Below are 18,926 nucleotides of genomic sequence, written 5' to 3'. Positions count from 1 at the left end.
GGACGAATACGGCTCCAGGCCCATTGTTCGCTATCACCACTCGAGGAAAAACCTTGGGTCGTGAAGCTCTTGCACCGGGTCACTCGAAAGGCCGTTCGTTCGAATCAAATCTCGGCATCGGCCGAATTGCACCTCGGGATCGATTTTCAATGTCCGCAACCGCAGAACACAACGAACGCTTCGACGTCCCCGGAAGCGAGCCAAGCCGCCTGGACGAGGGCTGGGACACCGTTCACGAAGCCTCGGACGAGGAGGCCGAGATTGATCGCTGCGAGGAGGCCGCCAAGCGGGACGGGTGGTGGTTCAATGGCGAGGAATGGCTGCACCCGAAGCATCCGGACTATGGATATTCCGACGTGAGGGCGCTCTGCAAGGAGTGGGAACTCGAATTGCCTGGCGATGGGCAGTAAGTCGGTTGGGTTCCTTTGAGCTCAGACGAAATCCAGGCACGAGGCCGTGGCGGCCGAACTCGATGATCTCGTCCGGCTCCGCCTTCTGACCGTCGTGCGATATTCCGACCGAGAAAGCGTCGGCCGCAACCCGCACCTGTGCGGAACGACCTGGAGCGTGAATCTCACCGAGCGTGCCATCCGCACCTTCTGGGGGCACCGTCTTTCTTCGCTGCCCGGCCTCCTCCAGTTTGATCCCGGGGCTTATGGTGCAATCTGCACTCGCGCGAAGAAATCCTCAGCCTCCCGGCGTGCAGTTGCCTGGAGCACGCGGTAGTCAACGGTTTGCGTCGTCATCGCGGAGTCGATGACACCCATGATTTCAATCGTCTTCTCAACCACAGCATCGAGGTCATCGCCTTTCACCCTTTCGATTGCCTTCTTCTGCTCCGCTCGGGTCTTATAAATCGGATGAGCAATGTTCTTGTGGCGGTGATTGCGAAGCCGGACGACTTCGCGCGATGATTCCACGGCAGTCACAGCTTTGAGTGTCGCTCTAAGATTCGAGACCATGGCGGCGGAGTTGGGCACTCCGTTTTGGCTCCGATCTCGTTCGACCAGTGAAATAACTTCCTCACTGAACAGTGCCGCAACCGTTGGGAGGCTGAAGCCGCTGGCATCGAACTTGTCCCATAATCGGCAAAGCTGAACGACCTCGTAGAAGAAAATCGTTCGGGCCAGAGTGTTAGCCGGACCTTCTGAGCCCCTCAGCTCGCTGAACAGGCTGGATTTGCTGTAAGCTCGCGTTTGTTCATTCAGGCTGATCACCTCCGCGGTGAGCCTTGACGTCATTGAAAGACGATTTTGAGCAATGAGGTACCGTTCGTAAGCGGCGAGGTGCTCAAAATTCTGAGGGTCTCCGGCCGCCATTTCTGGTCTCCCTGATCGAGTTTACGAGGCAGAGGCGCTCAAGATCGAGCCCCTTTTGGAATGGCTCGTCAAGCCGCAAGCCGGTTTTCGACCCGACCGGTCGATTAGGCTCCGCCCCAGAGAAAAAAATGGGCGATCCCAGATCGTTTCCCAATCCCCTGAGGACGAACACGATCTCGAGATTCAGACCTTCCAGACCGTCCATCGAGGACCCTCGCCCATGAGCACCCCCGTCGAGAACACCGCCGTGATCACCGAGACCCCCAAGAAGCAGTACGACACGCCCTATCTCCCGCGGGGTCAGTGGTTCAAGAAGATGCGCCAGGAGGGCCTGCTCCAGCCCCGCCAACCGAAGGCGAAGGCCGAGACCGCTCCCGCCAAGAAGGCGCCGGTGAAGAAGGCCCCGGCCAAGACCGCTGCTCCGAAGGCTGCCTCGTCCGAGAAGCCGGTCCGCAGCGAGGCCCAGCTCCGCGCGATCCGCGGCTACTACGCGCGCAAGCGCCAGGCGCAGGCCGCGTAATCGATCCCCACCACGGAACCCGCCGCATGGCGGGTTTCTCTTTGGTCAGGCGAACAAATTCCAGAAGAGGGATCCCGGGAAGCCGATCGTGCGATCGGTTTTCGGATCGGTTTGGACAGACCAGACTTGCGATCTCGGATCGCTTCACAATCCCGAAAAGGACGCACACATGTCACGCCTCGGCCTCGCCTACATCGCCACGAGCCTTTCGATCGCTCAGGACATCGCCCGCAGCGGCAGCATGGTGACGGATCTCGTCGAGGTCGATGGGCAGAAGGAGCACGGTTTCACCTTCGGTGACGATCTCGAGGCCGTGATCAACGACGCCGAGGGCGTGGTGCTCAAGATCGATCTCAATGACGTTCTCGATGTCGTCGACGTGGTGGATTCCGAGAACCCGCGCTGCTCATCTCACGCCAAGGCGGCACTCGGCTGCGAGCGCTTCGAGGTCTCGGCCGGTCACATCAGCTTCATTGATGGAATCGACGATACCTTCCGTCCGCTCAGCCAGGTCTTCGACACCATCGATCAGACCCGTGACAACGGCTACGGGGTCGAGATCGAGGAAGAAGACGGCGATATCCCGGGAACCGGTGATGACGAAGACGTCTGCGAGACGGTTTCGGACGACACGCCCGCAACCGACACGCCGGTGATCGCCGAGACGCCGGCGGCTCCGAAAAAGGTCTATGACACGCCCCTGGTCCCGCGCGGTCAGTGGTTCAAGCAGATGCGCGAGAAGGGCCTCCTGACGCCCCGCCAGCCCAAGGCAAAGTCCCCGCCGGTCGAGGAGCCGAAGACTGCTGACGTCGTCGAGTTGAAGTCCGCCCGCACTCCGCAGCAGCTCGCCGCGATCCGCGGCTACTACGCACGCCGCAACCGCCAGAAGGCCGCGTAAGCTCACCAGGACCCGCCCAAAAGGCGGGTCTTTTTGTGATCGACACCGAAAACTCGGGACAGATTCCACAAGCCCGGACGGTCTCGGACCAGAAATATAATCCCACGAGGTTTTTATGCCTGAAACACAACACGACAAAGTGCCGGTGTTCGCCGGCTATCTGCTCGAGCCCCTCTATGAAGGCAGCCCCAATTGGGTCGTCTCGGGCTACGATCGAGACGACTACGAGTCGACGATCTTCACCGTGAACTCCGAGGGTGCGGCCCGCAGCCATCTCTATAAGATCACGGGCGATCCAGCGTGGTTGGCTCAGTCGGCAAGACGGAGAGACGCCCCCTTCGTGAGTTCAACGTCCTCGAGCAACTCCAGCGCGAAATGGACCGGGCTCGCGAGAGCATCGTCACGGCGCGCGAGAGCCAGAATGAGGACCCCACCGACCTCGAATGGCCCGGCATCGAAGAGGGCTCGATCGATTGGCTTCGCTCGCTCATGGAAGTCGCGCGGGCCGGTGGCCTCGATGTCTCGGCCTACGAGGCTGCGATCACGGGCACTCCGGAGGACTCCGGGGATGACGAGAGCGACGATGCCGAAGCCGACGCGGATCCAGCCGATGTCGACGTCGCCGCACTGGCCCATCCCGGAGAGAGCCTGATCGCTGCCGGCACTCGGTTCTACGTCTTTGAGAATCCCATGTGTGGGTTCCGGATCGTTCGTCTCGCGGATGGTGCCGAGGCAACCTTCCATGGTGATGACTCCTGCGAGCGGTTCCGAGATCACTTCTACGGCGACGAAGACACGGATCATCCGGCCGACAACGCCGACGCGGCCGACGACGTGGGTGACTGGGCCGAAAACGAATTCACGACTGCGGCAGAGCGCGAGGCGATCGAGGCCCGGTTGACGGAAAAGTATCCGGCGCTCGTTCTCTGAGAACCTGAGAACCGAGAAGACCCGCCTAACGGCGGGTTTTTTCTTGTACGTGCGCCCAAAAACCCGAACGTCCGCCTTCCGTGTCACACCCTGTGTCTCAAGTGTGAGGTGTCTCAGCCTCGGACACAACAGTAGGGCAGCCTGTTTCGCCCAAGGACTAGGGAGCAGGGGAGGTGGGACGCCTCCCGACATAGAGTCAGGACATCATGGGTTGGATCTCATCGAAGTTTCAGCGCACCGGAAGAGCCAAATGGGGCAAGACAATCTCGGAGCAGAAGCGCAAAGCGCCGCTTCGCAAGATCATACGTGTCCTTCGCCATCGAGATGGAATGTTCGGTTCCGCATGAGGCTGCGTCGCTGCTAAACGTGCAGCAGAAATTCCGGATTGTCCGTCAGCTTGCACTCAAACTTCATCGGCTTGAAGTCGGAGTCAAACTTCAGGATGATGTTCTCGCTGCGGCTAGCGATATAAAAGTGCCCTGATTTCGTGAACGCCAGTCCGCACGCTTTTTTCACCTTCACTCCTTCGATTGGGGAGAGCGTGAAATCACCCGGAGAACTGGGCAGTTTTGCAGTAAGCACCGCGTCGCCGGCGCTGACGTACAAGCTACCTTTCCAAACAACCATATGGACGGGCGATTCCATACCATTGCTTTGGCACAGAAACTTGCCGTTCTTGTCATAGACTTTGACTCTGCCAGCGGGCTCGTCGGCGACATAGAGTGCGTTGTTCGCCCACACCACTCCCCGAACAGAATGCTTGTTTTTGCCCGAACTGGAGTATTCCAGCCCAGCCGGAGACGTCACCGGCGTCGTCGTCGAACCCAGGTTGCCCAGGCTGGAAGCTACAAAAGTGCCAGGGTAGAACGAACCACTTGCGGGCAGCGCTGGAGCTTGCGGGGCTGGCGTCGCACTCGTGCCGTCAGCGGAGATAATCAGGCGGGTGACGATGTTGGTGTCCTGGCTTGAGACGTAGCAGTATCCTGCGCCATCAAACGTTATATCAAATGGGTGCGCGATCCCTTTGCAACTTTGCGAGGAAACAAACGTGCTGACGAGTCTGTACTGCGTGTCCGCCCCTTTATAGCAAAGCACGCTATTTTCTTTTCTATTGCCATTTACTACGTAGAGGTACTTGCCGACCAAATGAATGCCGCGAAGTTCATCTAGCAAGATTTCCCCGCTACCCCGCAGCACACTGGAAGTGATCCTCTTCCCGTCCTTGTCGTGGGCGTGCACATTGTTCTTGTGTGGGTCTGTTTGGGGCTTGCCACCGTGAAGCGTAACGAAGAGCATAAGGTCCTCCCAGAGGAACTCGCCGTGTCAACCGGCGACCCAGCGCCGCGCGCTTCAGCTATTGGCCCAGGCCGTCTAAATCGGCATCCACCGGATGACCGGCCTCAATGATCGAAGATTTGCTGGAATTGACGTGATTGGCAAGCTCTGACGCTGACCGCGTAAGCTGTAGCACATCGAAGTCCGGGACGGCGGCATCCGCCAACCTCAAGAAGTTCGATTTTCTTCTTATCAAGACGCACCTCTCCCATGTTATTTGCTTGAACGCACGACAGCAGAACCCGTTCACGCCGCCGCGAGATCAGGTGGTGGCCGCAGTTCCGAGATCAGCCGCAGGATGTCGGCGAAGAGATGTCTTGGGATAGCAACCTCAGCCATCTGGAAGGCTCGTGGCTCTAATCACCCCATCTGTCCTGAAATTCAGAACTGAACTTAAAGCCAATGCTTGCAAGCGGCTGGTCATACCGGAGAAGCTTGGGGCAACATCCGAGGTCGATGCCCCAAGTGCCTCAAGGAAGAGACGGACGAAGACGCGTCCAGCGGGACTGAGGGATCTCCATCGAATTGAGGATCGAACAAAAACCGATTCAAAATCCCCGAAAGGACCAACGATGTCCCAGGCTCAGTCTCAAGCGAACGCCCTCATCTGGTCGGACGCGAAGTCGATCGGCTCGTCGCGCGAGGCGTATTTCGGGTCGATCACGCCAGGCGACGAAGTTATCTCGGTCCAGCGGATCAATTTCGTCGACCAGCCCGATCTCTGGGAGATCTCGTGGAACGTCGGCTGCGATCCGGTTCGTAAGCCTCAGAACCCGCAACACACCGACCTCTACAAGGCGATCGCCGAAGCTGAAGCGGAGGTCGCCCGACTGCTGGCCGAGCCGGTGCCGGTCTGCCGGGCCTGTGGCCTGATGCTTGAATTCGGGAGCGGCTGCGCGATCCAGAAGGCGTCAGAGCTGCGTCACGCAGCATAAGAACATGAGACCCGCCTCTCGGCGGGTTTTCTTTTGGGCATTCGCCCAAACCCCAAAACCACCGAAGTATCGCCCGACACGCCTGTCTCGCCCACCCATAACCACCGAGCTTTGTATGCCGCGTCCACACTGGGTGCGACGTAGTCTGGGGCCCAGATGGGAGTTCGGCAGGAGACAAAATCTCTCTGGTGGTGTGTCTGAGGGACTACCCCTCGGGTAAGCCAAATGGCACTGTTTTCCGGCCCCGCGCGGGTTTTCAGTGACCAGGAACTTGCTGATGCTGTGAAAGGCTCGGCAGAGCGCATCCGGAAAAGTGGGTCAAGTGGCGATCCCGCGGTGGAAAGCTTACGGGAAGGATTCTTCCGTCCCTTGTCCAAGACGAGGATCCAGACTCCACCCACAGACGCAACCCGTACCCTGATGGTAGCGATGCGCCGTTTCCGACACCGGGCACATGCGCTACATTGAAGCATGACCGAGACACATCGAACCCCAATATCGTTCCAAACCGCGACGGACCTTGGTGACTGGCTTTCAAAGCATCACGACAGCGCCAGCGAGCTTTGGGTCAGGATTTTCAAGGCCGGCTCAGGGAAACCGTCCGTGACTTGGACCGACTGTGTTGTCGAGGCGATCCGGTTCGGCTGGATTGATGCCCAGAAGCTGCCACTCGACGCCGTGTCTTTTCTCCAGCGCCTCACGCCCAGGAAGCCGAAGTCCAACTGGTCGAGCAAGAATCGCGAGCATGCGACGCGCTTGATCGCCGAAGGGCGGATGACGCCGGCCGGGCTAACACATGTGGAGGCGGCGAAGACAGACGGTCGGTGGGAGAACGCCTATTCGGGATCGGCCGAGATGACTATTCCCCGGGACTTTCTTGACGCGCTTGCGACGATGCCTGCCGCCAAGGCGTTTTTTGAGACGCTCGACCGCAAGAACCTCTATCCGATCTACTACCGTCTCCACACAGCAAAGCGACCTGAGACGCGAGCGAAGAGAATGGCTCAAATCCTTGCGCAGCTCGATCGCGGCGAGAGGTTTTACTGAACCGCAAAGCGCTCAAATCCTGAAAGTGTCGCCGCAACCAGGGCTTGCCTGCAAAAGGTGCATGCTCCGCACGGAGGTGCCGCAAGAGCTGTCCGGCCTGGGGCGCGGATCCCGATTGGCGCATGGCATTTTCGAAGCGTTGCGACGCGACGGGAAAAGAGCTATCGCGAAGTGCTCATTCATGCCTCCCTACGCCGCCCGGCGTCCCGAGTACGGCGCGCTCTACGATGGCTGATCGCAGACCGACGGGACGCTCGCGCGCACAACGCTTTTAGGCGACGATACATCAAGCCTATCGAATGCATGACCAAAGGGAATTTCTAATCCCGTTGGCCGCATCCTATCCTGAGGTCGACTGGGCCGGCCGAACACGCGGCCGCCTCGACATTGATCGAGGAGAGAATTCCCATGAAAGCAATCGTTGTGACGGACCAGGCTGCGGGAACGGCCGGGATGACGCTGGTGGAGCGGCCCGAGCCGCAGGCAGCGATAAACGACGTCGTCGTTCAGGTGCATGCGTCGGGATTCGTCGGGACTGAGCTGGGTTGGCCCTCGACCTGGACCGATCGCCTCGGCCGTGACCGAACGCCGTCGATCCCTGGGCACGAGCTGGCCGGAGTGGTCACGGCCCTGGGCTATGGCACGACGGGGCTGTCGGTGGGACAGCGGGTGTTTGGCCTCACGGACTGGTATCGCGACGGCACCCTGGCGGAGTACGCGGCCGTCGAGGCACGCAACCTCGCGCCGCTGCCAGGCGACGTCGACTTCACGGTGGGCGCGAGCCTGCCGATCTCGGGCCTGACTGCCTGGCAGGGACTGGTCGTGCACGGCCGCGTTCAGCCGGGTCAGAGGGTTATTGCGCATGGCGCGGCCGGCGCGGTCGGGTCGATGGTGACGCAGCTCGCACGCGAGTTCGGCGCCTACGTCATCGGCACCGGACGCGCCGCCGACCGTCAGGCGGCGCTCGACTTCGGCGCGAACGAGTTCGTCGACCTCGACAACGAGGCCCTGGAAGACGTGGGCCCAGTCGATCTGGTGTTCGATCTCATCGGCGGCGCCATCGGGAAGCGGTCCGCAGCCCTGGTTCGAGCCGGAGGAACGCTGGTATCCATCGTCGGGCCGTCCGAGGCACGGCCCGCCGACGGCCTGGCGGTTGACTTCGTCGTCGAGTCCGATCGTGCCCAACTGAGTGAGATCGTCCAGCGGGTGCGGGACGGACGCCTGCGGACGAACATCGGGACTGTCGCGACCCTCGACGATGCCGTCGCCGCCTTCAACCCGACCCAGCGACGCACGGGGAAGACAATCATCCGCGCCCGATCGTGAGGACTCGGGGAGGGCGAGCGGTTCTGCCCTCCTCGTGGATCATCGTCGCTTTTGGATCGGGCGATCGTCCCGACCGTCTTTGCCTTTGCGATCTGGCTGATCTCGCGTCATTAACGTCGACACGAAAATCAACGAGGAACTGCATCTCTCCGCACAGGGGATGCCAGGATGACACTGTCCTCAGGAAGGTCCTTTGTGCCCACGGGGCAACATCATCGTTTGGGTAGATCGCCCCAACAGGTGAGCGTCAACCCCGGTAATCCCATGTGCTTGGTCCGAAAGAGCGATTCCAGATCGCCAGAACCTCCGGCGCGGCATAGATTCGATTTCGCGCATAGCCGGTCCGCTCCTCGACGATGCGAGCCTCCTGGAGCTGCCAGACAGCCTCAGAGGCTTGCCGGAAGCTCACGCGGAGTAAGGACGAAAGCCCGTTGATCGTCACCACGGGGTAGTGGGGGAGGAGTTCCAGTGCCCGGGCCGAGGCCGAGCCGCCGCGAAACCGGCGCCTGGCCCACCAGAGATTCAGCAGCGTCGCGAATGTGGTCCGCGTCGTCTCCAGCTCGTTGACGGTCCCGACAACTGCATCGGACAGGAACCCGACCAGGGCGGCCCAATTCAGCCTCTGATGGGCCTCCATCAACGCTGCGCGATAATCATCCTCGTGCGCGGCGAGATAGGCGGATAGATGCAGCGGAGTGCGGCCGTCCGCTGCCATCATGAGCGGCAGCAGGAGACGCCCAACCCGTCCGCTCCCCCGAGGGAACGGGTGGATCGCCGTGAAATGGGCATGGGCGATCGCCATCCGGATCACGAGGTTCTGGGGCGTGGTCGACGCTCCCTCGTCGCGCAGATAGGCAACTGTGTCCCTCAGGCACGGCCCGACCTCCGCCGGAGGCGGTGGGTTCCAGAACGAAGATCCGATCGGTCCCGAACCTCCGATCCAGACGACCATCGGGCGTAGAGCTCCGGGCGTGTTCTTGTCGTCCGGGCCGCCGCTCATGACAGCCGAATGAAGCCTCTTGAGCAGCGCGAGCGAAAAGATATCGGGCCCTCTCTCCCGCGCGATCGGTAGAAGGTCTTCGAGCACCAGCGCATACGCCAGGGCCTGCCGGGCTTCGGGCCGCCCGCCGCCATCGGTCTCTTCGATCGCCAGCACTTCCTCGAGCGTACTATGCGTTCCGTCGAGCGCCGACGACCTCACCGCCTCCTGCCGCACCAGAATGCGGCTGAGGAGATACGGATCCTTGAGCTCCGAGGCGATCGCTTCGGCCCGGCCGAGGGCCTCCAGGGCCCTCTCCATCGCGGGCGCAACTGCCTGGATGTTGATCCAGCCCCGCGGGGGCGGCGCCGGAACAACTCCAAAATGGGTGTCGTAGGGAGATGGCAGTCGCCGCAGGCGCGCCCTCACGGCAGGGGAGAGAGTGTCGTCCCGCATGGCCCGAACCCGGCCGATTGGATCGGGTTCATATTGAGGGTTCGCTTGATAAACCTCAACGCTAATCCAGAGGCGATCACCCGCGGGCTCCAAATCCCGGAAGGACAGTGACGGTGCTCTAATGATCCTTTCTGCCAATCCGGCAGTCACGTCCTGAGCCACCGCGGCTCACGCAATTCGAGAAATGGCAACGACCATGCAGAGATCCGACATCATCACGAAGATTGCCAACGAGATCGTCGAGGAACTCCCGGGCACGATCAATCATATCACCTGCACTCGCGAGGCCGCAGAACGTCATATCGCCGAGACGCTCGAGAAGATCCTCACGCGCCTGATTTTCGTGTCCGGCAAGTCCGAGGATTGATATCGACCCGACCCATGGAATTTTTCAGGCGCTCGGTAGCAAATATCACCAGATCAGATCTCGATTCCTGGCTTGGCTGAGTTCGTGCGCAGCCTCGCCTTTGAGGGTCCGTGGGTCACACTCGACTTCCTGCTGGCGCCCGCCACCGTCCTCGCGAGTAGGATGCCCTTGCAGGCGTTGCAGGCCGAGGATCGTGAGGTGCTGCGCCTGGTCCGCGCACGCGAGGGCGACGGCTTCGGGTGAGCCACCGCGCCCAACATGCACCACCACCAGGCAATCAGCCTCGATCTTGCCGGGGCCGTCATCGCGGACCTGGAGGTCACCGAGGATTGGATCGACGGGCCGCTCTACACTGTCGAGGGCTGGCACCCGGACCGGGGGCGCGGCGCAGTGATCGAGGGCAGCGCCGAGGCACTGCTCGTGTCCGAGGTGCCTCTGCCCGGCCTCTAAGCCGAGGTTCCGGGCCTACCTCCCCGCTCGGCGCTTCATCCCGGGCGGCGCGCCTGTTTTCAGGCCTGCCGCGGCCGCTTGACCGATCCTGGGCCCCTCAGTCCTATCCTCCCAGCGATCCCCGCGGAGCCGGCGCCGAATCCCTGAGGTATGTTATTTCGCCTTCGCCGGGCTCATTCCCTCGATTTGCGAGACCTTCTGCATGCACTCGGCTTCCTTTCCTTGCTGGTCGAGCTGCTTGGCCTCCTGCAGCATCTGCAGGGCTTGGCTGGCCTTCTGGGTCTGAGGGGTCGCGGCAGGCACCGAGGTTGTAGTACCGGTCGCAGCCGGTGGTTCTAGGGCGGGACCGCCACCTTCCTGTTGTGCGGTTACCGACTTTTCCAACTCGGCGAGCCGTTCGGAACACGGCCCCGCGAGGACAGGGCTCGCGGAGACGAGGACGAACGCTGGGACGAGTAGACACCGTCCAATCATGAGTGCCTCCAGCTTCGAAGCCCCTTGGACCAACACGGTCCGGCTCTTTGCCGTTCCGATGCGGCTCCTGAGCCTATCTCCGCCCGGTTGAATGCTGCTCGATCCCGGCCGCTTGCCCGCGTGGGCTGGCGTGCGAGGGTACGCGGCAGCAGCCTAGGGTTTACCCAAACCAAACTTCCAGAGCGATTCCTCGGGCCTGCGGTAGGGTCTATACATTCGTCAGGTGGACGGCGGCCGCAAGAATAACCGGCTCAGCGATATAGTTGCCGATAGCATCAGCGGTTCCGCCTGAGAAGGCGAAAGATGGAGCGGCGGAATGACGAACCTGGTTGTTTATTGTGATGGAACAGGCAATGAGACCGGCTTTTTAGCCACGAACATTGTGCGGCTACAGCGGATCGCGCCGGACTTCGATCCCGATCAGAAGGTATACTACGAGCCTGGTGTTGGCACCAAGGACAAGCCTGATCCATGGCACGAGTTGGCACAGGAGACGGATCTTGGTCTCGCCCTAGCCACAGGCGCCGGCCTTGATACAAAGGTTATTCGAGCCTACGAGTTTCTCGTCGAGAATTACAGAGACGGAGACCATATTTTCCTCTTCGGATTCAGCCGGGGCGCTTACGCCGCACGAATATTGGCGGCTATGATCTACAAAATAGGGCTCTTACCCCAAAACGCGAAACACATGGCTGGAAGCGGGCTCTCCAAATTCGAGGAATTCAGTAGATCGCACGGCTGGGACGAAGACGCGACCGAGGAAGAGCACAAAGTGCACAACACCGGAGCGCGGCTGTTCTCCCCTCATGAGCGAATTTACGGAGACTACGTGCTTGATGATGCATACTTGTTTGCGCGTCAGCTCGGATCCCGATGGATAACGATCGACTTTGTCGGTGTGTGGGACACTGTCGCCAGCCTGATCAGGCCGAATCCCGACAAGTTCCTGATTCCCGACCTCACTCATCTCAAATTCACGCGCCGTAATCCGATTGTCAAAACATTCCGTCATGCTATGGCGATCGACGAACGGCGCAGAATGTTTCCGCTTGACCCCTGGGTGGAACCACAAACCTGCTTCAGGCGACCAAGCCGCCAACTGACTTTCGGCAGTGAGCTCTTTGACTGGCTTCTTGGTGAGGCCGAAACATCCCGAAGTGCTCAAGATATTGCGCAGGTTTGGTTTGCTGGCGTTCATGCAGATGTTGGCGGGGGTTACAGGGAGGAGATCAGCGGACTGTCGAAGTTTTCACTCATCTGGATGGTCGAGGAAGCGGTCAAGGCCGGTCTCATCATCGACCGAGCCGTCTATGACCGGCTCGCTTGGGGCAAGAATCTCAAAGACATTCTGCACATACCACCGACTTTTGCACTACCGCAGGAAAATATGAATGCACTCTGGTCGTCGCTTGAACGCTTCCCGAAGCTCGACAAGTACAAAAAGCTTTACATTCCTAATGCGGAGCGAAGGCGAATTCCCGAAGGGGCGCTCATCCACGAATCTGTGTTCGGTTGCATGAACGCCTTTCAGACGTATCACCCTTCCAACCTTCCCAAGAATTATCGCAAGGTGGGCCATCCTGACCCCGGCTAGGGTCTGGCCGCATGAGGACCACAAAGCAGAATATCCAAGTTTGTCGCTTCATGGCCCATAGCTGCCCCGAACGTGTGCGATGGCACGTCCGCAGCAGGCGAAAGCCGACACCGCATTCCAGGCGCATCCGTTGGTCAACCGACTGAACCTTGCTTGGTGAATTTCGCTGCCGAATGCCCGGTTTTCCTTTCGCGGCTCAGCCAAGGAAGTCCGATTCCAGATCCTCTTGCTGTCGCACCCGGTTGAACCCTGAAGGCTTCAAAACCCCTCAAGAGGACCACGATGACCGCAGCCGCCGCACCGCTCTCCTGGAAGGTCTACAGCACTGCCTACAACCTCATGCGGGCTCAGGCTCCTGGCGAAAAGTGGAAGATCGGCGCAAAGCGCGGATCGGAGCGCGTGAAGTTCGCTTTTTTCCTCAATGACGGCCGCTCCCTGAGCGAGATCATGCAGGACAAGAAAGCCGCCGATGCGGAAGAGCGCTCGCTCGAGTACTGGCGATATGCCTCGCTCTGCGAGTTCAACGGCGACGTGCACGGCTATGCCGACACGGCCGAGGACGCGATCGCCCTGGTCGGGATCCTGCGCACCGGCAACCCGGACGGTGACAGCGAGGCGCTCCTGACCGAGGCCGGGTTTGCGTTCCAACACGCCTTCGAGAACACGAGCGTCGGCGGCCGGATCCGCAAGACCCGCGTCTACCGCAAGAGCGTTGGCAAGGCCTTCTTCTCGCTCTTCGTGTCCACCGACGGGATCCATCTCACGTTCGAGAAGAACAGCTGGGGCTACTGCAACAACCTCGCCGCCTTCTGGAGCCAGGCCGAGTGCCTCGATGGCAAGCCACTGCCGGTCTTCTGGCCGGAGCGCGTCGAGCAGAACTTCGACGTCCTCACCCTCAAGGCCTGCCTCGCGATGGTCGAGCGCTACATCGCCGACGGCCGCCATCGCCGGAGAGGGTAGGGGACCCTTGAGACTGAGGAAAGAGCCCCTTGGTCTCGTAATCCCGCGAGAGGACTTGTGCGATGACGCTCGTGATCACCTCGCTGACCGCCGCAAAGCGCCATAAGAGGAACTTCGATGCGGTAATCAGCATCGAGGATCCGCGTACCCGGCCGACGGAGCGTCTGCGCTTCACCAGGCGCCCGGCGCCCGATCACCTTGTGCTCCGCTTCGAGGATCTCGACGAGGGTCCGGATCACCTGTCCCTGCCAAGGCCGGCGGACGCGGAAGCGATCCTGACCTTCGGCCGCAAGCATCGTGCGGCCCGGCTGCTGTGTCACTGCGTGGCCGGAATCGGGCGCTCTGGTGCCGCAGGCCTCGCCATCCTGGCCGACCGGCTGGGACCCGGCCAAGAGGCGGACGCCCTGGCACAACTGCTGGCCATCCGGCCCGAGGCCGTGCCCAACCTGGCGCTCACTCAGGCCGCCGACCAGGCGCTTTGCCGCGAGGGCCGCCTCACGGCTGCTGTGCTCGCCGAGAACGCGCGTCGCGGCGATTGGCAGGGCCTGCGGGCCCGCAAGGCCCGGCTCCTCCAGGAGCAGCCGCACCGGTTCCACTGAGCGGGTCCCGCTTCTTGCGGGGCGGCGGGCCTTCTTGCAGCCATCCTGAAGCGAAATTCATGACGATCGACTTTGATGTTCCGACCGTCATCCTGCCGCCGGGCATCAGCCTGCGTTTCTTCTTGACGAGCCGCTTGGCTGCAAAGCAACATGACCCCGCTCTACTTGGATGGGGGAAACCATGCCGAGAGTTTTCAAGCAGAAGAGCGTAATCGTTGCGGCGCTCGCCGCTCTCGCAGCCGGCGTTGCCATCGCGCAGGAGGGTCCCGCACGCGGCAATCACGACTGGGCGCCTCCAGCGCCGAAGGGCAAGTACCACATGCTTCCCGCAACCCTCGAAACCGTTCAGTGGGGCTGGCTCGATCCGCGCGAGAAGCCGAAGCTGGAGATCAACTCGGGGGACACGGTCTCGGTCGAGACTATGATGCACTCCCACGACAAGGTTCAGCCCGGGCTCACAATCGAGCAGGCCGTGGAGCTCCGTAAGGCGAACCCGGGCGGAGGTCCGCATTCCTTGACGGGCCCGATCTACGTGAACGGCGCCGAACCCGGCGATGTGCTCGAGATCCGCATTCTCAAGATCGAGCCGAAGGCCTGGGCGGTGAACTTCAACCTGCCCGGCAGGGACTTCCCCACGATCGGCGCGCTCGCGTCCGAGATGCCAGAAGGTCACATCAAGTTCTTTCCGATCGATCTGGAGAAACGCGTCGTCGAGTTCAAGCCCGGCATCACGCTCGACCTGCAGCCCTTCCCGGGCACGTTCGCGGCCGGCATCGATCCGAACGATCCAGCGCCCCGCAAAGGCGGCGTAAAGGATGATCCGCTCGCGCCGGTCTCGACGCTGCGTCCCTGGAAGAACGGCGTCAACATGGACATCAACGAGCTCCAGGAAGGCACGACGCTCTTCCTGCCGGTGTTCCTCAAAGGCGGCCTCATCTGGACGGGCGACTCGCATTGCCGCCAGGGCAACGGCGAAGTGAACCTCACGGCACTCGAATGCTCCTACAAGGAGATCCTCATCCAGCCGATCGTGCGCAAGGACATGAAGCTCGATTGGCCGTTCATCGAGACGCGCACGCACTGGATCACCACGGGCATGAACGAGGATCTGGATGTCGCGATGACGAACGCCGTGCGCGAGGCGGTCGACTGGCTGGCGAATCAGAAGATCGTGCCGATGAGCCGCTACGAGGCCTATGCCCTCGTCTCCATGGCGGGCGATTGCCGCATCTCGCAGGTGGTGGACGTCCGCAAGGGTGTGCACTGCATGATTCCGAAATCCATCTTCAACGATCTCCACAAGAAGTCTTGATCCGAACCTTCATCCTGGCGCTCGCCGCATTCATCGCGGCGGCGCCGACGCCGGTCTTCCCGCAGGAGAAGATCCGCGTCGTCACGACCTCGGCGGATCTCAAGTCCCTGGTGGAAGCCGTCGGCGGCGATCAGGTGGAGGTCGAGAGCCTCGCCGCGCCCGAGCAGGATCCGCATTCCGTCGAAGTGAAGCCGACGCAGCTCGCGCGCCTGCGCGGGGCCGCGCTCTTGGTGAAGATCGGGCTCGATCACGAGCCTTGGCTGGCCCGGCTTCCAGCGCCTCATGTGCCGGTCGTCGATGCCTCGAAATCGGTGCGGCTGCTTCAAACCGAGACGCCGCGCCTGCGCGCGGAACGCCAGGCGCATGTCCACGCTTTCGGCAATACGCATTACTGGCTCGACCCCAACAACGCCCGGCCGATCACGGCATCGATCCTTGAGGGGCTTATCGAGCTGCGCCCTGGCAGCAAGTCGCTCTTCGAAGCGAACCGGGAGGCGTTTCACGCCCGCCTGGATGAGAAGATCCGCGCATGGGAAGCAGCCCTGAAGCCCTATCGCGGCACCAAGGCCATCGTCGTGCATGACAGCTGGATCTACTTTGCCGACCATTTCGGGCTCGATATCGTAGCGGCGGCGGAGCCCAGTCCCGGGGTTCCGCCCTCACCCGCGGAGCTCGCGATGCTCCTCGCGCGGATGCAGGAATCGGGAGTGCGGCTTCTCATCGCCGATCCGCATTCCAATCCGGCGCTCGTGCGGTACATCGCGGAGAAAAGCGGAGCGAAGACCGTAACGCTGCTCCCGTCCGGCACCGACTATATCGGCCTGTTCGACGAAGACGTGCGGCGCCTGTCGGCAGCCCTGAAGGCCGATTGAGGGCGGATGCTCGAGCTGCTGTTCTGGCCGTTCGTCGCCGGGCTCGTGCTCACGGGCATCCACGCCTATTTCGGACTGCACGTGCTCGCGCGCGGCGTGATCTTCGTTGATCTCTCGCTTGCGCAACTGGCGGCGCTGGGTCTTGCGGCCGCACTCCTCGCGGGACACTCCGTGCAGAGCGAAGCGGGCTACTGGTATGCCTTCGCGTTCGCCACGGGAGGCGCGGTGTTGTTCGCGCTGGCCCGGCCTTACGAAAAGCTGGTGCCGCAAGAGGCGGTGATCGGCATGGTCTACGCAGTGTCCGCCTCGCTCGGCGTGATGGCGCTCGACCGCGCACCCCAGGGCACGGAGCACATCAAGCAGCTCCTCATCGGCTCGATCCTCACCGTGACGCCGCAGGAGGTCGGCCAGCTTGCCGTTCTCTATGGCGCCATCGGCCTCGTTCATGTCGTCTTCCGGCAGGCGCTCGTAGAAGTGTCCTTTCATCCGGGGCTCGCGGCCGAGCGCCGCCGCAGGATCTTTCTGTGGGACGTGGTCTTCTACGGGTCCTTCGCGCTCGTCGTGACATCGTCGGTGCGCATCGCCGGCGTGCTCCTCGTCTTCAGTTATCTCATTGTGCCCGCCGCTCTCGCGGGGCTGCTCACGGCGGGTCTGCTGCGGCGCCTCGTGCTCGCCTGGCTTCTCGGCGCAGCGCTCACCTCGGCCGGCCTCTACGCCTCGTGGACATGGGATCTGCCGACCGGACCGGCGATCGTGACGGCGTTCGGGGCCGCGATCGCCCTGGTCGCCCTCGGCTTCGCCACGAGGAAACTGACGGCCAGGACAGCAGGGAGGATAGCGTGCGGGGTGGCGGTCGTGGCGGGATTGCTGCTCCTGGCATTCCCGCACATGGACCAGCCCTGGCTCGATGCGCTGGAAGATGTTGCGCCGCCGCTCCAGACAGCGTTTCTCGCGTCAGGAGAACGCATGACGCGCGACAGCGCGCTCGAGGCGATCGAGCGCGCGCGCGCCGATCTCGCGCGCCTGCGCGCCCTGGAGCAGGACGTGCGGTGGGGCAAGGTGGCCATGGAGCCCGAACGGGCGGAGCAGCTCCGGCAATATCTCGCAGGCCGCAGCGAAATCTCCGCGGGAGACCAGCTGGTGTTGCAACATCTCCGTGGGAAAGCACGCGAGCGCCAGCGCTTCGGCCTCGGCCTGCCGCTGCTGCTGCTCGGCGCTGCCGGGTTTTATGGGCTGAGGCGAACACGACCTCGATGATCTGACGGGTCGCCGACCAGGTGCTCGGCCGTGAAGGCCGCCTCACCACTGCCGTGCTCGCCGAGAACGCGCGTTGCGCCGACTGGCAGGACCTCCGGGCCCGCAAGGCCCGGCCCTCCAGGAGCAGCCGCACCGGTTCCGCTGAGCTGGTCCGATATGGTCTTCAGAGCCAGGATGCTGGCGATTTCGGAAGTCTGTTCTCCGGATCAATGACTGTCAGGCGCGGACCCTCGTCACTATCGTTCCAGCGCCACAAGGCGACACAACTCCCACCCGGCGACATGAAGGACGGATAAATCACACCGTCATAGCCCGCTGTGCGCAGACGCTCAGCTAAGAGATGGGTCTCCGGAACCTGTCCGCGATCCAATGCATCGCGCCATTCCGTTTGATGGATCGAAGCGGATACACCCAGCGCTTCCAGGGTCTCCGAATGGGTCAGATCCGCCAAGTAGGCGTTCGACAACTCCAGCTGAGCGATCAGCGCCGGGTGCTGCGTGAAGCCTTGGTTGTATTCGGCCCATGCCGTGGAGAGTTCGCGTGCCGCGTAGATGGTCGGCACGCCGACCGGATTCCAGCGCCCGCCGAAGCGGGCTGCTCCCTCTCCGGACAGCGGAGCATGAGCCCACCGCGGAACATAGGCGCGCCAAAGGATGTGAACACCAGGACCGGCCGGATCAGGCATACACGCCCGATCGCACGGCCTCCAGATAGGCCAGAACCTTATCGGCCTTTCCTTCCTGGACCAGATCGTAAGCTGTTTTTCCGGCCCAACCCGGGATCGGCTGATGCTTGAACCAGATCGCGGCACGCTGCTCGGTACCGGCCATTTCCTCGACCATCGTGAGAATCCTCACGATCGGACTCAAGGCAGCATCGACCTTGCGCGCGGCCACCTTTCCCGAAAGGGTATTTCGGGCCAGCCCAGTCAACTGCGCGAGCTCGGACATGGTCAAGCCAAGACGCTCAGCGACCCGCCGTGCCGACAAAAAAGGACTGCCATTCTCGCCGAAGCGCGAGGCCGGGATGTCCATGGCCGTTGTGCCCATCGCGAACTCCGATCACGTTTCTGTGCCGTGTTGCTCAATTTATGCCCAATCGATGCTCAATTCAATAACGGTGTCTCGACGAGCTCACCACTCACTCGGCCGCAGTAGCTGCCCGACCGCCGTGGTGCTCGCTTGAGACGCATGCCGGGACGAATGGAGGGCGCCCGAAGACTACAAGGCCTCGGTCTCGCCAAGTCGCGATTCCAGGCCGCGCCTTTACAAAAGTTGCCGATCCGCCAAGTGCCTA

At 61.9% G+C, this 18,926-nt stretch carries 23 protein-coding genes; 17 read left to right on the top strand and 6 right to left on the bottom strand.

Annotated features, from left to right (window positions below):
* The first annotated feature begins 149 nt into the window (after positions 1-149).
* The gene (locus BN1233_RS38985; RefSeq protein WP_046869060.1) at positions 150-410 is read left to right on the top strand and encodes a hypothetical protein; all 261 of its coding nucleotides are present in this window, start codon (positions 150-152) and stop codon (positions 408-410) included.
* A 243-nt stretch (positions 411-653) separates the two neighbouring features.
* On the opposite strand, the gene BN1233_RS38980 is transcribed toward BN1233_RS38985, so the two are convergent.
* Positions 654-1,319: an AbiU2 domain-containing protein gene (locus BN1233_RS38980; protein ID WP_046869059.1), complete on the bottom strand. Its 666-nt coding sequence runs from the start codon at positions 1,317-1,319 to the stop codon at positions 654-656.
* Positions 1,320-1,539: 220 nt separating this feature from the next.
* On the opposite strand from BN1233_RS38980, the gene BN1233_RS51465 reads away from it, so the two are divergent.
* From BN1233_RS51465 to BN1233_RS38965, 3 genes are all read left to right on the top strand, one after another.
* On the top strand, positions 1,540-1,839 hold the full coding sequence (locus BN1233_RS51465) for a hypothetical protein (RefSeq protein ID WP_046869058.1): 300 nt from the start codon (positions 1,540-1,542) through the stop codon (positions 1,837-1,839).
* 169 nt (positions 1,840-2,008) lie between these two features.
* Entirely contained in the window at positions 2,009-2,737 is a 729-nt protein-coding gene (locus BN1233_RS38970) for a hypothetical protein (protein ID WP_147707792.1), read from the top strand.
* A 300-nt stretch (positions 2,738-3,037) separates the two neighbouring features.
* On the top strand, positions 3,038-3,667 hold the full coding sequence (locus tag BN1233_RS38965; protein ID WP_046869056.1) for a hypothetical protein: 630 nt from the start codon (positions 3,038-3,040) through the stop codon (positions 3,665-3,667).
* Between the two features lie 360 nt (positions 3,668-4,027).
* On the opposite strand, the gene BN1233_RS38960 is transcribed toward BN1233_RS38965, so the two are convergent.
* Positions 4,028-4,963 (bottom strand): NHL repeat-containing protein, encoded by a 936-nt coding sequence (locus tag BN1233_RS38960; protein ID WP_046869055.1) that lies wholly within the window; start codon positions 4,961-4,963, stop codon positions 4,028-4,030.
* A 611-nt stretch (positions 4,964-5,574) separates the two neighbouring features.
* On the opposite strand from BN1233_RS38960, the gene BN1233_RS38955 reads away from it, so the two are divergent.
* From BN1233_RS38955 to BN1233_RS38940, 4 genes are all read left to right on the top strand, one after another.
* On the top strand, positions 5,575-5,937 hold the full coding sequence (locus BN1233_RS38955; RefSeq protein WP_046869054.1) for a hypothetical protein: 363 nt from the start codon (positions 5,575-5,577) through the stop codon (positions 5,935-5,937).
* Between the two features lie 603 nt (positions 5,938-6,540).
* Complete coding sequence (locus BN1233_RS38950; protein WP_244471064.1) at positions 6,541-6,984, top strand: YdeI/OmpD-associated family protein; 444 nt, start codon at positions 6,541-6,543, stop codon at positions 6,982-6,984.
* A 61-nt stretch (positions 6,985-7,045) separates the two neighbouring features.
* On the top strand, positions 7,046-7,219 hold the full coding sequence (locus BN1233_RS51460) for an N-acetyltransferase (RefSeq protein ID WP_082145914.1): 174 nt from the start codon (positions 7,046-7,048) through the stop codon (positions 7,217-7,219).
* Positions 7,220-7,392: 173 nt separating this feature from the next.
* Positions 7,393-8,310: an NADP-dependent oxidoreductase gene (locus BN1233_RS38940; protein WP_046869051.1), complete on the top strand. Its 918-nt coding sequence runs from the start codon at positions 7,393-7,395 to the stop codon at positions 8,308-8,310.
* 247 nt (positions 8,311-8,557) lie between these two features.
* Here BN1233_RS38940 and BN1233_RS38935 read toward each other — a convergent pair whose 3' ends face one another.
* Positions 8,558-9,745, bottom strand: coding sequence for a Fic family protein (locus BN1233_RS38935; protein WP_046869115.1), 1,188 nt, complete (start codon positions 9,743-9,745; stop codon positions 8,558-8,560).
* A 184-nt stretch (positions 9,746-9,929) separates the two neighbouring features.
* Here BN1233_RS38935 and BN1233_RS38930 point away from each other — a divergent pair, with 184 nt between their 5' ends.
* From BN1233_RS38930 to BN1233_RS38920, 3 genes are all read left to right on the top strand, one after another.
* Positions 9,930-10,112, top strand: a complete 183-nt coding sequence (locus BN1233_RS38930) for a hypothetical protein (RefSeq protein WP_046869050.1) — start codon at positions 9,930-9,932, stop codon at positions 10,110-10,112.
* Between the two features lie 72 nt (positions 10,113-10,184).
* A complete protein-coding gene (locus BN1233_RS47880; RefSeq protein ID WP_154678343.1) occupies positions 10,185-10,355 on the top strand; it encodes a hypothetical protein in 171 nt (56 codons plus the stop codon).
* 15 nt (positions 10,356-10,370) lie between these two features.
* Entirely contained in the window at positions 10,371-10,562 is a 192-nt protein-coding gene (locus tag BN1233_RS38920; RefSeq protein WP_046869049.1) for a hypothetical protein, read from the top strand.
* A 153-nt stretch (positions 10,563-10,715) separates the two neighbouring features.
* Here BN1233_RS38920 and BN1233_RS38915 read toward each other — a convergent pair whose 3' ends face one another.
* On the bottom strand, positions 10,716-11,036 hold the full coding sequence (locus tag BN1233_RS38915) for a hypothetical protein (protein WP_046869048.1): 321 nt from the start codon (positions 11,034-11,036) through the stop codon (positions 10,716-10,718).
* A 316-nt stretch (positions 11,037-11,352) separates the two neighbouring features.
* Between BN1233_RS38915 and BN1233_RS38910 the strand changes: the two genes are divergently transcribed.
* The 6 genes from BN1233_RS38910 (at position 11,353) to BN1233_RS43890 (ending at position 17,630) form a co-directional block, all read left to right on the top strand.
* A complete protein-coding gene (locus BN1233_RS38910) occupies positions 11,353-12,630 on the top strand; it encodes a DUF2235 domain-containing protein (protein ID WP_046869047.1) in 1,278 nt (425 codons plus the stop codon).
* A 282-nt stretch (positions 12,631-12,912) separates the two neighbouring features.
* Positions 12,913-13,590: a hypothetical protein gene (locus tag BN1233_RS38905; protein WP_046869046.1), complete on the top strand. Its 678-nt coding sequence runs from the start codon at positions 12,913-12,915 to the stop codon at positions 13,588-13,590.
* Positions 13,591-13,652: 62 nt separating this feature from the next.
* Positions 13,653-14,189 carry a hypothetical protein gene (locus BN1233_RS38900; RefSeq protein WP_048710542.1) on the top strand — a complete coding sequence of 179 codons (537 nt, stop codon included), beginning with the start codon at positions 13,653-13,655 and terminating at the stop codon, positions 14,187-14,189.
* Positions 14,190-14,370: 181 nt separating this feature from the next.
* On the top strand, positions 14,371-15,501 hold the full coding sequence (locus BN1233_RS38895) for an acetamidase/formamidase family protein (protein WP_048710539.1): 1,131 nt from the start codon (positions 14,371-14,373) through the stop codon (positions 15,499-15,501).
* Entirely contained in the window at positions 15,498-16,373 is an 876-nt protein-coding gene (locus BN1233_RS38890; protein ID WP_046869045.1) for a metal ABC transporter substrate-binding protein, read from the top strand. The genes BN1233_RS38895 and BN1233_RS38890 overlap by 4 nt, the downstream gene beginning before the upstream one ends.
* A 6-nt stretch (positions 16,374-16,379) precedes the next feature.
* Positions 16,380-17,630, top strand: coding sequence for a metal ABC transporter permease (locus tag BN1233_RS43890; protein WP_048710535.1), 1,251 nt, complete (start codon positions 16,380-16,382; stop codon positions 17,628-17,630).
* A 163-nt stretch (positions 17,631-17,793) separates the two neighbouring features.
* Here BN1233_RS43890 and BN1233_RS38880 read toward each other — a convergent pair whose 3' ends face one another.
* On the bottom strand, positions 17,794-18,315 hold the full coding sequence (locus BN1233_RS38880) for an RES family NAD+ phosphorylase (protein ID WP_046869044.1): 522 nt from the start codon (positions 18,313-18,315) through the stop codon (positions 17,794-17,796).
* Positions 18,308-18,679 (bottom strand): antitoxin Xre/MbcA/ParS toxin-binding domain-containing protein, encoded by a 372-nt coding sequence (locus BN1233_RS38875; protein WP_046869043.1) that lies wholly within the window; start codon positions 18,677-18,679, stop codon positions 18,308-18,310. The genes BN1233_RS38880 and BN1233_RS38875 overlap by 8 nt, the downstream gene beginning before the upstream one ends.
* Positions 18,680-18,926 lie beyond the last annotated feature (247 nt).

Source organism: Microvirga massiliensis (genome assembly GCF_001006805.1).
Taxonomy (GTDB): domain Bacteria; phylum Pseudomonadota; class Alphaproteobacteria; order Rhizobiales; family Beijerinckiaceae; genus Microvirga; species Microvirga massiliensis.
The sequence above is the reverse complement of the archived record's forward strand: the minus strand, read 5'-3'. Positions and strand labels throughout refer to the sequence as shown.